Here is a 13,460-nt window from a genome sequence, read left to right on the forward strand (position 1 = left end):
TTCACGGCCTCATCAATCAACAGCATGTCGATGTCCTTCAGGCCGTGGCCGCGAGTTTTTGCATGATCTTCTGCACCTTCTCTTCCAAGGTGGCCTTGGTGAAGGGCTTGACGATGTAGCCGGCGGCGCCCGTCTGGGCGGCGAGCACGATGTCTTCCTTGCGCGCCTCGGCGGTGACCATCAGCACAGGAATGTGCTTCAGGCCGTCGTCGGCCTTCACCGCCTTGAGCAGGTCGAAGCCGTTCATGTTGGGCATGTTGATGTCGCTGACCACGAAGTCGAACTTCATGTTCTTGAGCATCTGCAACGCCACTGCGCCGTCTTCGGCTTCTTCGGCGTTGTTGTAGCCGATCTCCTTGAGCAGGCCGCGCACGATGCGCCGCATGGTCGAAAAGTCGTCCACGATCAGGAATTTGAGGTCGGGTGTGCTCATGGTGGTGGGGTCCTCGGGAGGAAACGGGTGTCGCGGATGAGGCGGGGTCTACAAGGGTTATCGGGTAATCACCGGCGCACTTGAGGCCGTCGCCGCCATCTCGACCGGCAGCGCCTGCAGTTCCGGCGGCAGCGTGGGCAGCTCGGGCGGCGCTGCATCGGCCTCGTTCGGCACGCCCCCGTGCAGGCGGTCTTCGGCGTCGCGGTTCATCACGATGATGCTGATGCGCCGGTTGATCGGGTTGAGCGGCTGCTCGCGGTCGTAGAGCAGGCTGGCGGCCAGGCCCTGCACGCGCAGCACTTGTGCGTCGACCAGGCCGCCGGCGAGCAGTTCGCGGCGCGAGGCATTGGCGCGGTCGCTCGACAGCTCCCAGTTGCTGTAGCCGGCCACGCCCGAGCCGAACGGCGCGGCGTCCGTGTGGCCCTCGAGCGTGAGCTTGTTGGGCACCTCGGCCAGCACGCCGGCGATGGTGCGAAGCAACTCGCGCATGTAGGGCTGCACCACCGAGGAGCCGGTGGCGAACATCGGCCGGTTCTGCTCGTCGACGATCTGGATGCGCAGGCCGTCGGGCGTCATGTCGAGCCGCATCTGCGACTGGAACTGTGCCAGGCGTTCGCTGGTGAGGATGATCTGCTCGACACGCGCCTTCAGGGCGCCGAGCTGCTCGGCCTCGGCCTGCTTGTGCTGCGCCTTCAGCGCGCGCAGCGTGTAGTGCTTGCGCTCGGCGTCGACATCGCCCTTCTTGCGCTGGCCGTAGCTCAGCGTGAGCTCCTCGCCGCCGCCGCGCAGCACGCTCGACGAATCGCCCGAACCGGCGCCGCCGAGCATGGAGATCTTCACCGGGTTGTTGAAGTAGTCCTGGATGCCCTTGCGGTCGCCTTCGGTGGTCGAGCCCAGCAGCCACATCAGCAAGAAGAAGGCCATCATCGCCGTCACGAAATCGGCGTAGGCGATCTTCCACGCGCCGCCATGGTGGGCGTGGCCGGCCTTCTTGACGCGCTTGATGATGATCGGCTGCAGTTTCTTGGCGTCACCGGCCATGCTCGACTCCTATCCAGCGCGCTGGCCGGTCCGCCGCCGGGCCGCTCCCAAGGCGGACCGCGCCCCGCGGGCCACCAAGGGACCCGTTCCAGGCCCCGGGGGCAGGAGCCGTACTCGGCGACGTGGGGGCTCCATTCACTTCTTGCCCTTCACGTGACTCTCCAGCTCGATGAACGTGGGTCGCTCCGTCGAGTACAGCGTCTTGCGTCCGAATTCCACCGCGATGGCAGGCGCGTAGCCCTGCATGCTGGCCAGGAGCGTGGTCTTGATGCACTGCAGCTCCTTGCTGCCCTCGTCGAGCTTTTGCTCGAGCAGGCCGGCGAGCGGCTCCACGATCGCGTAGGCGAGCAGGATGCCGAGGAAGGTGCCGACCAGCGCCGAGCCGATCATGGCGCCCAGCACCGCCGGCGGCTGGCCGACCGAGCCCATGGTGTTGACCACGCCGAGCACCGCCGCGACGATGCCGAAGGCGGGCAGTCCGCCGGCCAGGCGCGTGAGCGCGGCGGCGGGTTGGTGCGCCTCGTGGTGGTGAGTCTCGATCTCGGTGTCCATCAACGACTCGATCTCGTGCGGGTTGAGGTTGCCCGAGACCATCATGCGCAGGTAGTCGGTGATGAACTCGACCACGTGATGGTCGCTGCCGACCGCCTGGTATTTCTTGAAGAGCGGCGAATTCTTCGGGTCCTCGACATCCTTCTCGATGGCCATCAGGCCTTCCTTGCGGGCTTTTTGCAGGATGTCGTAGAGCAGCGCCATCAGCTCCATGTAGCGCGCCTTCGTGTACTTCGAGCTCTTGAGCAGCATGGGCATTGCTGCCAGGGTCGACTTGAGCACCTTGGGCTGGTTGCACACCACGAAGGCGCCGAGCGCACCGCCCGCAATCGCCATCATCTCCGTCGGCAAGGCAGCGGCGATCACGTCGACGTTGCCGCCGTGAAGGACGTAGGCGCCGAAGATGCAACCCAGCGCGATCGCGTAGCCGATGATGACGAACATGTGGGGGAATTCCGTACTTCGTGGTGGCCGCCGTTCGAGGCCATGGCCCGAGCAGCATGAGCATTTATCGGCCGCCGCGCGGCCGGCTTGAGACGACCTTGCGGTCCAGGCCCCACCCCGAGAGCACGGGAAGCTGGTCAGGCGCCGGCACCGCGGCAAAGAAAGAGCGGGCTCCGGTCTTGCGACGGGAGCCCGCAATGCACCGCGGTGCACCCAGGAGACGACGAACAGAAAACGCTTGCCTTGGTATCGGCGCAGGTTGCCGACAAATCAAGCCGCGCCATTGGAAGACCGGCGCCGCCGTGACACTGTGCGCAGAAGGCGTGAAGGACTCAATGCAGGTGCAGCGACCCCGCCGCCTTGCCCTTGCCGGCGCGTGCGGGCGGATTGCACAGGCCGCACACGAAGTGCTTGCCGATCTCGTGCGGATGGGTCACGTAGTGGCCACCGCACTTCGAGCATTCCGTCATGGTGAGCATGCCGTTGTCGACGAACTTCACCAGCCGCCAGGCGCGCGTCACCGACAGCAATGCCTCCAGCCCCTGCGACTGCGTCTGCTCGAGGTACAGGCGGTAAGCCTTGATGACGGAGTCGATCTCGTCGAGCGCCACCACCTTGTTCAGGTATTCGTGGATGTTGAGGAACAGGCTGGCGTGGATGTTGGGCTGCCAAGTCATGAACCAGTCGGTCGAGAACGGCAACTGGCCCTTGCTCGGCGACTTGCCCGCCACTTCCTTGTACAGGCGCAGCAGGCGCTCATAGCTCAGGTCGGTCTCCGACTCCAGCACCTGCAGGCGCGCGCCCAGGTTGATCAGCGTGACGGCGCGTTCGATCTGCCGGGCTTCGGTGAGGATGCTCTTGTTGCGCATGGTGGTCTTTCGGAGTCGGGTTACAGCAAGACGGAGCCGGTGCCGGGCCGAGCGCCGGGCCGCTCCCAAGCCGGCTCGGCGCCCCCTCGGGGGGTGGCGCGGTACTCCGCGCCGGGGGTCGTCATCTAGGCGGCTTCGCGATGACGACCGGCCATCAGGATGTTGGCGTGCAGGCGGCTCACGCCGTCGTTGGCGGCCGACTTGCCGTGGTTGGTGAGCAGGCTCCAGACCAGCTCGTCGTCCACCCGCATGCGGCACAAGAGCGTGTTGCCCGAGGCGATCTTCATCATCTGAGCGGGGCTGAGCAGGTCGATCAGCTCGGCGGTCTCTTCCGAGACGCCCAGTCGGAACAAGGCCTCCTCGCGGTCGGCACGGATCAGGCTTTGCGCCAGCATCAGATAGGACAGATTGGCTTCACGGATTTCCATCAGGATCTGTTCGGTGTTCATGGCGGCTTCCTCGGTTCGGTGTGTCTGGCGGAGATGTCTGGCAGGTGTTCGGGGTGTTGCTTTCGCGTTCACCGTGGAGAGAACTGTAGTGAGGCAGGCGTGCGGCCTGAATAGGGGTGGCGCTGTGCGTGCTGTCCGTGCGGCAGAACGCCGCTTGTCAGGCAACTTCCTACACGGGCCTCGGTGAAACGCCTGAAGTAGGTCGCCTTTCCGGCCGATATCTCCCCGTGGAAAGCCCGGAAAGCCGCTGCCGCTTCGAGGAAACAACAAAAACAGAAGTGCGGCGCTCAAGTTCAGGCCCCAGCGGTTCGATAAGCAAAGCAACGGGGGCGGGCAACCGACCTCCGGGGTCCGGAACAGCCGGCCGAAGGAACGAGCAAGGGCCACACATGAGGCGACCCTCTAGTTCGCACCCGAGGATGACTGCCGCCGGGCGCAGCCAGCGAAAGCTGGCACGGCAAAGCCGGCGTCTGCCGGGAGTCTTAACTTAATGGAGAGCCATCATGGCAATGTCAGTCAACACCAACGTCGTTTCCCTCAACGCACAACGCAACACCGGCATGACGCAATCCGCGTTGGCCCTCTCGATGCAGCGCCTGTCTTCGGGCCTTCGCGTCAACAGCGCCAAGGACGATGCCGCCGGCCTGGCGATTTCGGAGCGCATGAACGCGCAGATCAAGGGCCTGAACGTGGCCGCCCGCAATGCCAACGACGGCATCTCGCTGGCGCAGACCGCCGAAGGCGCGCTGGGCAAAGTGGGCGACATGCTGCAGCGCATGCGTGAGTTGGCGGTTCAGTCGGCCAACGCGACCAACAACCAGACCGACCGCGACGCCCTGCAGGCCGAAGTGGCCCAGCTCAAGGAAGAAATCGGCCGCGTCGCCACCACGACCAAGTTCAACGGCACGAGCCTGCTCGACGGCAGCTTCACCGCCAAGAGCTTCCAGGTCGGTGCCAATTCGGGCGAGACGATCTCCCTGGCCGCGATCGCCGACGCCGACCTCGCGGCGCTGGGCTCGCTGCAGACCAGCGCCGACTCCTACGACCAGACGCTCGGCGCCCTCACGGTGACCGACGGCGCGGCGATCGCCTCTGTCGACGTCAACGGCGTGGAAATTGCCATCCCCGCCGAGGCGGCCCGCACGGCCGGCGACGCCTTGACGGAGCTGGTCGCTGCCTTCGCCACCGCCAAGGCCGCCAACCCGACCGCGTTAGAAGGTGTGACGATGGCCGCCGACGGCGCCATCACTTCCTCGACCGCGACGGACGTGCCCCTGGTCATCGCCAACGTCACCAACCTGACGGGCGTGACCGCCGGAACAACGAACGGCACGCTGACCGCAGGGGCCACCGAGACCGGCATCACCAACCTTTCTATCGCCAGCGCCGAAAGCGCGACCTTCGCGATGGATGCGATCGACACGGCGCTCACCGCCGTCAACACCGCCCGCGGCACGCTCGGCGCCGTGCAGAGCCGCTTCGAGAACGCGATCGCCACCATCCAGGTCACGTCGGAGAACCTTTCTGCCGCCCGCGGCCGGATCGTCGATGCCGACTTCGCCGCGGAAACCGCGAGCCTGTCGCGTGCGCAAATCCTGCAGCAGGCCGGCACGGCGATGATCGCCCAGGCCAACCAGTTGCCCCAGCAGGTGCTGTCGCTGCTGCGCTGATCGAAAGGCAAGCCGAACGCGGGCCGCAAAGCCCTCGACTCGAAGCCCCGCGCCGCAAGGCCGGGGCTTTTTCGCTTCGAAGATGCACCGGGAAGCCGCCGCTTATCGGCGGATTCACTGCCGCACCACCCCTCAAGAATTCGTCTGACCAACAGCCCCACCGGCGCTCACGCCGGAAGTCAACGATTTTCCGAAGGAGCGGCCATGGCCCTGACCATCAACACCAACGTCGTTTCGCTGAATGCACAGCGCAACCTGACGTCGTCTCAATCCTCGCTGGCCGTGTCGATGCAGCGCCTGTCATCCGGCCTTCGCGTCAACAGCGCCAAGGACGATGCCGCCGGCCTGGCCATCGCCGAGCGTATGAACACCCAGGTGCGCGGCCTCAACGTCGCGGCCCGCAACGCCAACGACGGCATCTCGCTGGCGCAGACCGCCGAAGGCGCTTTGGGCAAGCTGGGCGACATGCTGCAGCGCATGCGTGAGCTGGCCGTGCAGTCGGCCAACGCCACCAACAACGAGACCGACCGCGAAGCCCTCAACGCCGAAGTCGCCCAGCTCAAGCTGGAGATCGAGCGCGTGGCCACCACCACCGCCTTCAACGACACGAAGCTGCTCGACGGCTCGTTCACCACCAAGAGCTTCCAGGTGGGCGCCAACTCGGGCGAGACCATCGAGCTGGCCGCGATCACCGATGCGCGGCTGGCCGGCCTGGGTACGCTGCAAACCACTGCCGACTCCTACGACCAGACGCTCGGCGCCCTCACGGTGACCGATGGCGCCCTGGCCACTTCGCTCGACATCAACGGCGTCGCAGTCGCCATCCCCGCCCTCGGTGCCCGCACCGCCGGCGACGCCTTGACGGAACTGGTCGCTGCGTTTGCCACCGCCAAGGCCGCCAACCCGACCGCGCTTGAAGGCGTGACGATGGCCGCCGACGGCGCCATCACCTCCGCGACCGAGACCGACGTGGCGCTGGTGATCGCCAATGTCACCAATCTCACGGGCGTGACCGCCGGCACGACCAACGGCACGTTCACCGCAGGCGCCACGGAAACGGGCATCAACAATCTCGACATTTCCACCGCCGAAGGCGCCGCCTTCGCCATGGACGCCATCGACACCGCGCTCACCGCCGTCAACTCCGCCCGCGGCACGCTCGGCGCCGTGCAGAGCCGCTTCGAAAGCGCGATTTCCAACATCCAGGTCACGGCCGAGAACCTGTCCGCCGCGCGCGGCCGGATCATGGACGCCGACTTCGCCGCGGAAACCGCCAACCTCTCCCGCGCACAGATCCTTCAGCAGGCCGGCACCGCCATGGTGGCCCAGGCCAACCAGTTGCCGCAGCAGGTGCTGCAGTTGCTGCAGGGCTGATCACAGCCCGGACGGCCCCGGCCCGTCACCGGTTTGCCGCGGCGCGGCAGGCCGGCGGCGGGCCGCCTTCATTCGGCGCCCGAAGTGCCGATAAGCAGAGATCGACAGGAGCATCCACGCCATGGCAATTTCCTCCCCCGGCATCGGCAGCGGCCTAGATGTCAACAGCATCGTCTCGCAACTGGTTGCGCTCGAGCGCCGGCCGATCGAGCTGCTGCAGGCGCAAAAGACGAAGCTCGACACGCAGTTGTCGTCCTACGGCCTGCTGCAGAGCTACATGGTCAACGTTCAGTCGGCTGCCAGCGTGTTGGCCAAGGCCGACTTCTGGACCCAGACCAAGGCCACCAGCTCCGCGGCAGACGCCGTTTCCGTCACCTCCGCCGCCACGGCCAGCGCCGCGAGCTACCGCGTGGAGGTGAGCCAGCTCGCCCAGGCGCATTCGCTGTCGTCGGAAGCCTTTGCCGAAGGCCCGACCGCCATCGTGGGCACCGGCACCCTGCACATCCAGGTCGGCGCGTCGGACGTGAGCATCGACATCGGCGAGGCCGACCAGACGCTCGAGGGCATCCGCAACAAGATCAACGGCGCCGACGCCGGCGTCACCGCCTCCATCATTCGCGACGCACAGGGCGCGCGCCTCGTCATCGCCGGCATCGCCAGCGGAACCGACAATGCGATCACGATCACCGCGCCGGTCGATGACGGCGGCGGCCTGGCCGCGCTGACCTTCAGCGACCCGCCCGCGGTGGGCGGCATGACCGAGCGCCTGGCCGCGCAGAACGCCGCGTTCAGCATCAACGGCCTGCCGCTCACCTCGGCGACCAACGTGCTCACCGACGTGATCGACGGCGTCTCGCTCACCCTGGCCAAGGCTGCCACGGGCCCCATCGACATCACGGTCGGCAACGACACCGGCGCACTGCGCAAGGGCATCACGGACTTCGTCGCCGCCTACAACGAGACCAATCGCTATCTGGCCCAGCAGACGAAGTTCGACCCCGCCTCGTCCACGGCCGGTGCGCTGCAAGGCGACCGCGCCGCCGTCAGCCTGCAGGGCAAGCTGCGCATGCTGGTGCAGCAGTCCAGCGACGCCTCGGCCTCGTTTCCCTATCTCTCCGACATGGGCCTGGAACTGCAGCGCGACGGCTCGATCAAGATCAACGAGACCAAGCTGGGCGCCGCCCTGGCCAACCCGGTCGAGCTTGCCAAGGCCTTCAGCACCGCCGCGAGCGGCTTCGGCCAACGCTTCAAGGAACTGGCCGACGGCGTGGTCGGCACGGACGGCACGCTGACATCCCGCGCCACCGGCCTGCGCGACAACATCAGCCGCAACGAGAAGGACCAGCAGCGCTACGAGGACCGCGTGGACCGCACCCGCGAGCGGCTGCTGCGCCAGTATTCGGCGCTCGACGCCAGCCTCAACCAGCTCAACGGGCTGGGCAGCTTCATCGAGCAGCAGATCACGAACTGGAACAAGTCGTACGACCGCTGAGGCTGCCGGCGCGGGCTCAAGTCACGGCGCGGCGGGCCGATAAGGAAAGGGTCACCCCTGAACTGCCAGCGGAGCCCCAAATGTTTTCTCCCGCCAAGAGTTTTGCCAGCGCCTATCGGACAGTCGATGCCGAGACCAGCGTCGCGCACGCCTCGCCCCACCAGCTCGTCACCCTGCTGTTCGACGCCGCCTTGGCGGCCATCGCCACCGCGCGCGGCGCGCTGCAGCGCGGCGATGTCGTGGTCAAGGGCAAGCAGATCACCAAGGCGGTTCGCATCATCGACGAGGGCCTGCGCGGCGGGCTGAACCAGGCCGCCGGCGGCGCCCTGGCCAGCGACCTGTCGGCGCTCTATGCCTACCTGGTGCAGCAACTCACGCTGGCGAATGTGCGCAACGACGACAAGCCCCTGGCTGAATGCCACGTCCTGCTCAGCACGGTACGCGAGGGCTGGATCGCCATCCCGGCTCAACAACGGGCGGCCTGAGCATGAACACGCCCTCCGTCGCGATGAAGCTCGACACCATGGACGCGCCCCCTCCCAAGCACCTGCTGCGCTACTACGAGGCCATCGAAGCAGCCAGCGAGCAGATGCTCGCAGCGGCCCGCGACGGCGACTGGGACCGGGTCGTCAAGCTCGAAGGCGCCTGCGCGCTGCTCATCTCGGATTTGAAGCACGCCGCCGCCAACCTCGAGCTCGGCGCCGAGGAGCGCCAGCTCAAGGGCCGGATCATGAAACGCATCCTCGTCAACGATGCCGAGATCCGCACGCTGGCCGAACCCTGGCTCGAAGACCTGGACCGCCTGATGGCCGGCCGGCCGAAGATGCTGCACTGAGCCGGCGCGAGCCGCCCACCTGCGCGTTTTCTGCTCGTTCCTGCCCGCGATCATGGAAACCCTGCCGATGCCGCTCGACGCGATGAGCGGCGCGAGCCCCGGCCTGGCCGAGTTCCGCGTCGACGCGCCGGGCGAGATTTATGGGCTGCTCAAGCAGCTCGCCGACGGCAACGTCCTGCTCAGCCTGAGTTCTCCCGACGGCGCCCGCTGCAGCGCCACCGTGTGGGCGCTGGACCCCGGGCGCGGCCTGTTGTGTCTGAGCGCCGAAGCGGGCGATCACCGCCTGCCCGAACTGCTCGAGAGCGACGAGATCGTCGCGGTCGGCTACCTCGAGAACATCAAGCTGCAGTTCGACCTGCACGACCTGGTGCTCGTGCGCAACGGGCACGACTGCGCGCTCAATGTCCGCTTTCCGCGCGAGTTGTACCGCCTGCAGCGGCGCAACAGTTTTCGCGTGCGCCCGCTGATCAACACCGGCCCCACCGCGACGCTGCTGCACCCGGTACAGCGCGACTTGCAGCTCGAGCTGCGGGTGCTCGATGTCAGCATCGGCGGCGTGGCGCTGTTCCTGCCGGACGAGCTGCCGAAGGTCGAGCCGGGGCTGCTGCTGCAGCAGGTGCTGGTCGAGCTCGACGGCGACACCCGGCTGGCGGTCAGCCTGATCGTGCATCACGTCACCCTGCTTCACCACGAGTCCCGGGGCGTGCGGCTGGGCTGCGAGATGCGCGGCTTGAGTGGCGAAGGAGCGCGGGCGCTGCAGTGCTACATCGATCGCACGCAAAGGCGTCGCCGCTTGCTGGTGCTGTGAGCCGGCGCCGGAGCGCCCGGGAAGCGCGGTAGGGGCATCGCGGCGGCCGGTTCGGCCGCCCCGGAGATTCGTTACCGTGAGTGATGGCTGCCCCGACTCGTCCGGTCGCGGCGGCGCCCCGTTCCCAGGAGAGCCTCATGAACGAAGAAACCTTCAACCTCAGCATCCGCAAGTTCCTCAAGGTGGTGGGCGTCGGCTCGCAGCGCGAGATCGAGCAGGCGGTGGCGAAGGCCATCGCCGATGGCAGCCTCGCCGGCGATGAGGTGCTGCCGGCCAAGGTGACGCTGGAAGTCGCGGGCCTGAAGCTGGTGGTCGACTTCGACGGCGAGATTCGGCTGCAGTAGGCGGGAGGGCTCGCGAGGCCGGGCGCCGCCCCGTTGCCCGCCCTAAAATCGCTGCCTTCCCGAGCGCCGCCGGCGCCGCGGGTCCGTGCCGCCCTCCCCTGCGAAAGTTTTTGCCATGAGCCTCCAATGCGGCATCGTGGGTCTGCCCAACGTCGGCAAGTCCACCCTGTTCAACGCCCTGACCCAGGCCGGCATCGCCGCCGAGAACTACCCGTTCTGCACCATCGAGCCCAACGTCGGCATCGTCGAGTTGCCCGACGAGCGGCTCACCGCGCTGGCCTCCATCGTCAAGCCCGAGCGGGTCGTGCCGGCCATCGTCGAGTTCGTCGACATTGCCGGCCTGGTGGCCGGAGCGAGCAAGGGTGAAGGCCTGGGCAACCAGTTCCTGGCGCACATCCGCCAGACCGACGCCATCGTCAACGTCGTGCGCTGTTTCGATGACGACAACGTGATCCACGTAGCCGGCAAGATCGACCCCATCTCCGACATCGAAGTGATCCAGACCGAGCTGTGCCTGGCCGACCTCGCCACGGTGGACAAGACGCTGCAGCGCTCGCTCAAGGCCGCCAAATCCGGCAACGACAAGGAGGCCGCGAAGCTGGTCGATGCGTTGCAGAAGTGCCAGGCCGCGCTCAACGAGGCTAAGCCGGCACGCTCGGTCGCCTTCAGCAAAGAGGAGCTGGCGATCCTGGCGCCGCTTTGCCTTATTACCGCCAAGCCGGCGATGTTCGTCGGCAACGTCGACGAAGGCGGCTTCGAGAACAACGCCTACCTCGACCAGTTGCGCGCCTACGCCCAAGGCCAGAACGCGCCCGTAGTGGCCATCTGCGCCAAGACCGAGGCCGAGCTGTCGGGCATGGAAGGCGAAGACAAGTTGATGTTCCTGCAGGAGATGGGCCAGAGCGAACCCGGCCTGAACCGCCTGATCCGCGCGGCGTTCTCGCTGCTCGGCCTGCAGACCTACTTCACGGCCGGCGTAAAAGAGGTGCGCGCCTGGACCATCCACGTCGGCGACACCGCCCCGCAGGCGGCGGCGGCCATCCACACCGATTTCGAGCGCGGCTTCATCCGCGCCCAGACCATCGCCTTCGCCGACTTCATCGCCCACCAGGGCGAGCAAGGCGCCAAGGAGGCCGGCAAGATGCGCGCCGAGGGCAAGGAATACGTCGTCAAGGATGGCGACGTGCTGCACTTTCTGTTCAACGTGTAGCAACACTCCACGCCGCAGCGCCGGCGGAGCAACCCGGTGCGAAGCGTGTGACGCCCGTTACGGATTGCCGTCATTGCGCCGCGTGCAAACGCACGCCGAGCGCCGATCTGCGCAGGAGTGGGCGTTCGCCAGCACGTCAACACCGCGGTGACGCGTGGTCCCGCAAAGACCCGGTGTAGGCTCGCCGCAGGCCGTTCCGGTCGGCGTGCGCCGACGTTGCGGGCCACGCACACCTCGATGCCTCCTGCTGTAACTACCCCCCTGAGCCGACTGTTGCCGCCCGCGGCCGGGGTGGTGCTGGCCTACATCCTCATCGGCCTGTCGGGATCGGTTTTCGCCATCCCCCCGGGTTACGTCTCGCCCTTTTTCCCGGCTGCCGGCGTCGCGCTGGTTGCCGTGCTCGCCTATGGCTTGCGCATGACCTGGGCGGTGCTGATCGGCGCGATCGCGATGAACGCCATGCTGGCCAGCCAGCATGGCGCCGCCAGCGGGTCGGCGGGGATCGTCCCGGTGCTGATCGGGAGCGGTGCCGCGCTGCAGGCGCTGGTCGGTGCCTTGCTGGTGCGTCGGCACTTGCGCCTGCCCGTCACGCTCGACAGCCCGAAGGCGATCGCGTGCTTCTTCGGCCTCGCCGCCGCACTCGCCTGCACGGTCAACCCGACGATCGGCACGCTGGCGCTGTGGGCCGGTGGTGCGCTCCAACGCGCTGAGCTGCCGCTGACCTGGTTGGTCTGGTGGGGCGGCGACGCGCTGGGCGTGGTGGTCGCCGCGCCGGTGCTGCTCAGCCTGATCGGCCAGCCGAGGGAGGCCTGGCGTGCCCGCCGCACCTCGGTGGCGTTGCCGCTCGCATTGGCCACGCTCCTGCTGGCGCTCGCCGTTTCACAAGTGGTGCGCTGGCAGGAGCAGCGTGGCGAGGCGCGCTTCGAGCGCGACGCCAACAACACCAGCCGTACTTTCGAGCTGAGGCTGAGCGCCCACCTCGACGCGCTCGACGCGATACACGGCGTGTACCTGGCGTCCGAAGATGTCACGGCCAGCGAGTTCCGCCTCGCCAGCGAAAGGTGGCTCGCCAAGCTGCCGAGCCTGCAGGCGATAGGTTGGCAAGAGCGGGTGGACATTGCGGACGTGGCGGCCTTCGAGGAAAGCGTGCGCGCCACAGGCCTTGCCGACTACCGCGTGTTCGACCGGGAAGCCGGGCTGACCGCCGCGGACGACGAAGTGATTGCCCTACGCCACATCGAGCCGTACGCCGGCAATGAGCCGGCACTCGGCCTCAACAGCCTGTCGTTGCGCGCGGCGCGCGACGCGATCATGGGCGGCCGCCGAAGCGATGCGGCGACCGCAACCGTCGGCTTTCGGCTCACGCAGGAGTCCGACCAGCAACAGGGCGTGGTGATCTACCGGGCCGTGCGCTCGAGCGATCTGTCGGGCGGCCCGCCGCCGCCGGGCCGGCTGCTCGGGCTGGTCTTCATCGCCCTGCGCATGGACGATGCGCTGCAGACGCTGTTGGCCGGCACGCCGCAATACCTTCAGGTCTGCCTGTTCGAAACCGCGGCAGACGGCTCGAAGACACGCCTCGCCGGCGGGGTGGACTGTGCTCCTGGCGGCCGCCCAGGCGCCGGGCCGCTGCGCCGCACCGTGGTGCCGTTCGCCGGTCGCGAGTGGGAACTGCAGGTGCAGGCCCGCAACGGCGTGCCCAGTGAATCCGTCGGGCCGCTGGCCAGCGAAAACGCCAGCACCTGGCTGTTCGTGCTGGCCGGCCTGGCGGCGACAGGGCTGATGGGCGCCCTGCTGCTGATCGTGACCGGCCGCGCGCGCCGCACCGAAGCGGCGGTGGCCGAGCGCACGGTGCAGCTGCAGCACGAGATCGCCGAGCGCGAAGCCACCGAGCAGGCGCTGCGCGACAGCGAGCGGCGCTTTCGCAACATCTTCAATTCGG

General features: G+C 67.4%; 14 protein-coding genes. 9 read left to right on the top strand and 5 right to left on the bottom strand.

Annotated elements, in window-relative coordinates; translation table 11 throughout:
• Positions 1-37 precede the first annotated feature (37 nt).
• The 5 genes from cheY to flhD form a co-directional block, all read right to left on the bottom strand.
• Positions 38-433: a chemotaxis response regulator CheY gene (gene cheY / locus H0W40_RS16420; RefSeq protein WP_292448307.1), complete on the bottom strand. Its 396-nt coding sequence runs from the start codon at positions 431-433 to the stop codon at positions 38-40.
• Between the two features lie 57 nt (positions 434-490).
• Positions 491-1,474, bottom strand: coding sequence for a flagellar motor protein MotB (motB, locus tag H0W40_RS16425; RefSeq protein WP_292448310.1), 984 nt, complete (start codon positions 1,472-1,474; stop codon positions 491-493).
• Between the two features lie 135 nt (positions 1,475-1,609).
• Positions 1,610-2,470: a flagellar motor stator protein MotA gene (motA, locus tag H0W40_RS16430; protein ID WP_292448312.1), complete on the bottom strand. Its 861-nt coding sequence runs from the start codon at positions 2,468-2,470 to the stop codon at positions 1,610-1,612.
• Positions 2,471-2,802: 332 nt separating this feature from the next.
• Positions 2,803-3,339, bottom strand: a complete 537-nt coding sequence (gene flhC / locus H0W40_RS16435; protein ID WP_292448315.1) for a flagellar transcriptional regulator FlhC — start codon at positions 3,337-3,339, stop codon at positions 2,803-2,805.
• Between the two features lie 125 nt (positions 3,340-3,464).
• Positions 3,465-3,788 (bottom strand): flagellar transcriptional regulator FlhD, encoded by a 324-nt coding sequence (gene flhD, locus H0W40_RS16440; protein WP_292444083.1) that lies wholly within the window; start codon positions 3,786-3,788, stop codon positions 3,465-3,467.
• A 503-nt stretch (positions 3,789-4,291) separates the two neighbouring features.
• Here flhD and H0W40_RS16445 point away from each other — a divergent pair.
• From H0W40_RS16445 to H0W40_RS16485, 9 genes are all read left to right on the top strand, one after another.
• A complete protein-coding gene (locus H0W40_RS16445; protein WP_292448318.1) occupies positions 4,292-5,458 on the top strand; it encodes a flagellin in 1,167 nt (388 codons plus the stop codon).
• A gap of 204 nt (positions 5,459-5,662) precedes the next feature.
• Positions 5,663-6,832 (top strand): flagellin, encoded by a 1,170-nt coding sequence (locus H0W40_RS16450; protein ID WP_292448319.1) that lies wholly within the window; start codon positions 5,663-5,665, stop codon positions 6,830-6,832.
• Between the two features lie 121 nt (positions 6,833-6,953).
• Positions 6,954-8,324 carry a flagellar filament capping protein FliD gene (fliD, locus tag H0W40_RS16455; RefSeq protein ID WP_292448322.1) on the top strand — a complete coding sequence of 457 codons (1,371 nt, stop codon included), beginning with the start codon at positions 6,954-6,956 and terminating at the stop codon, positions 8,322-8,324.
• An 80-nt stretch (positions 8,325-8,404) separates the two neighbouring features.
• Entirely contained in the window at positions 8,405-8,809 is a 405-nt protein-coding gene (gene fliS, locus H0W40_RS16460; RefSeq protein WP_292448324.1) for a flagellar export chaperone FliS, read from the top strand.
• Between the two features lie 2 nt (positions 8,810-8,811).
• Positions 8,812-9,159, top strand: coding sequence for a flagellar protein FliT (locus H0W40_RS16465; protein WP_292448327.1), 348 nt, complete (start codon positions 8,812-8,814; stop codon positions 9,157-9,159).
• Positions 9,160-9,211: 52 nt separating this feature from the next.
• Positions 9,212-9,967, top strand: coding sequence for a flagellar brake protein (locus H0W40_RS16470; protein ID WP_292448329.1), 756 nt, complete (start codon positions 9,212-9,214; stop codon positions 9,965-9,967).
• Between the two features lie 137 nt (positions 9,968-10,104).
• On the top strand, positions 10,105-10,311 hold the full coding sequence (locus H0W40_RS16475) for a DUF6494 family protein (protein ID WP_292448332.1): 207 nt from the start codon (positions 10,105-10,107) through the stop codon (positions 10,309-10,311).
• A 115-nt stretch (positions 10,312-10,426) separates the two neighbouring features.
• Entirely contained in the window at positions 10,427-11,521 is a 1,095-nt protein-coding gene (gene ychF / locus H0W40_RS16480) for a redox-regulated ATPase YchF (RefSeq protein ID WP_292448334.1), read from the top strand.
• 237 nt (positions 11,522-11,758) lie between these two features.
• On the top strand, positions 11,759-13,460 hold a 1,702-nt coding region (locus H0W40_RS16485; RefSeq protein WP_292448338.1), incomplete at its 3' end, for a CHASE domain-containing protein.

Origin of the sequence: Methylibium sp., assembly GCF_013817345.1 — a bacterium.
In the GTDB taxonomy this organism is placed as follows: domain Bacteria; phylum Pseudomonadota; class Gammaproteobacteria; order Burkholderiales; family Burkholderiaceae_C; genus Methylibium.

Bases quoted from the DNA above. Each gene is read 5' to 3' on its own strand.
- cheY (WP_292448307.1), bottom strand. From the start codon at position 433: ATGAGCACACCCGACCTCAAATTCCTGATCGTGGACGACTTTTCGACC.
- motB (WP_292448310.1), bottom strand. From the start codon at position 1,474: ATGGCCGGTGACGCCAAGAAACTGCAGCCGATCATCATCAAGCGCGTC.
- motA (WP_292448312.1), bottom strand. From the start codon at position 2,470: ATGTTCGTCATCATCGGCTACGCGATCGCGCTGGGTTGCATCTTCGGC.
- flhC (WP_292448315.1), bottom strand. From the start codon at position 3,339: ATGCGCAACAAGAGCATCCTCACCGAAGCCCGGCAGATCGAACGCGCC.
- flhD (WP_292444083.1), bottom strand. From the start codon at position 3,788: ATGAACACCGAACAGATCCTGATGGAAATCCGTGAAGCCAATCTGTCC.
- H0W40_RS16445 (WP_292448318.1), top strand. From the start codon at position 4,292: ATGGCAATGTCAGTCAACACCAACGTCGTTTCCCTCAACGCACAACGC.
- H0W40_RS16450 (WP_292448319.1), top strand. From the start codon at position 5,663: ATGGCCCTGACCATCAACACCAACGTCGTTTCGCTGAATGCACAGCGC.
- fliD (WP_292448322.1), top strand. From the start codon at position 6,954: ATGGCAATTTCCTCCCCCGGCATCGGCAGCGGCCTAGATGTCAACAGC.
- fliS (WP_292448324.1), top strand. From the start codon at position 8,405: ATGTTTTCTCCCGCCAAGAGTTTTGCCAGCGCCTATCGGACAGTCGAT.
- H0W40_RS16465 (WP_292448327.1), top strand. From the start codon at position 8,812: ATGAACACGCCCTCCGTCGCGATGAAGCTCGACACCATGGACGCGCCC.
- H0W40_RS16470 (WP_292448329.1), top strand. From the start codon at position 9,212: ATGGAAACCCTGCCGATGCCGCTCGACGCGATGAGCGGCGCGAGCCCC.
- H0W40_RS16475 (WP_292448332.1), top strand. From the start codon at position 10,105: ATGAACGAAGAAACCTTCAACCTCAGCATCCGCAAGTTCCTCAAGGTG.
- ychF (WP_292448334.1), top strand. From the start codon at position 10,427: ATGAGCCTCCAATGCGGCATCGTGGGTCTGCCCAACGTCGGCAAGTCC.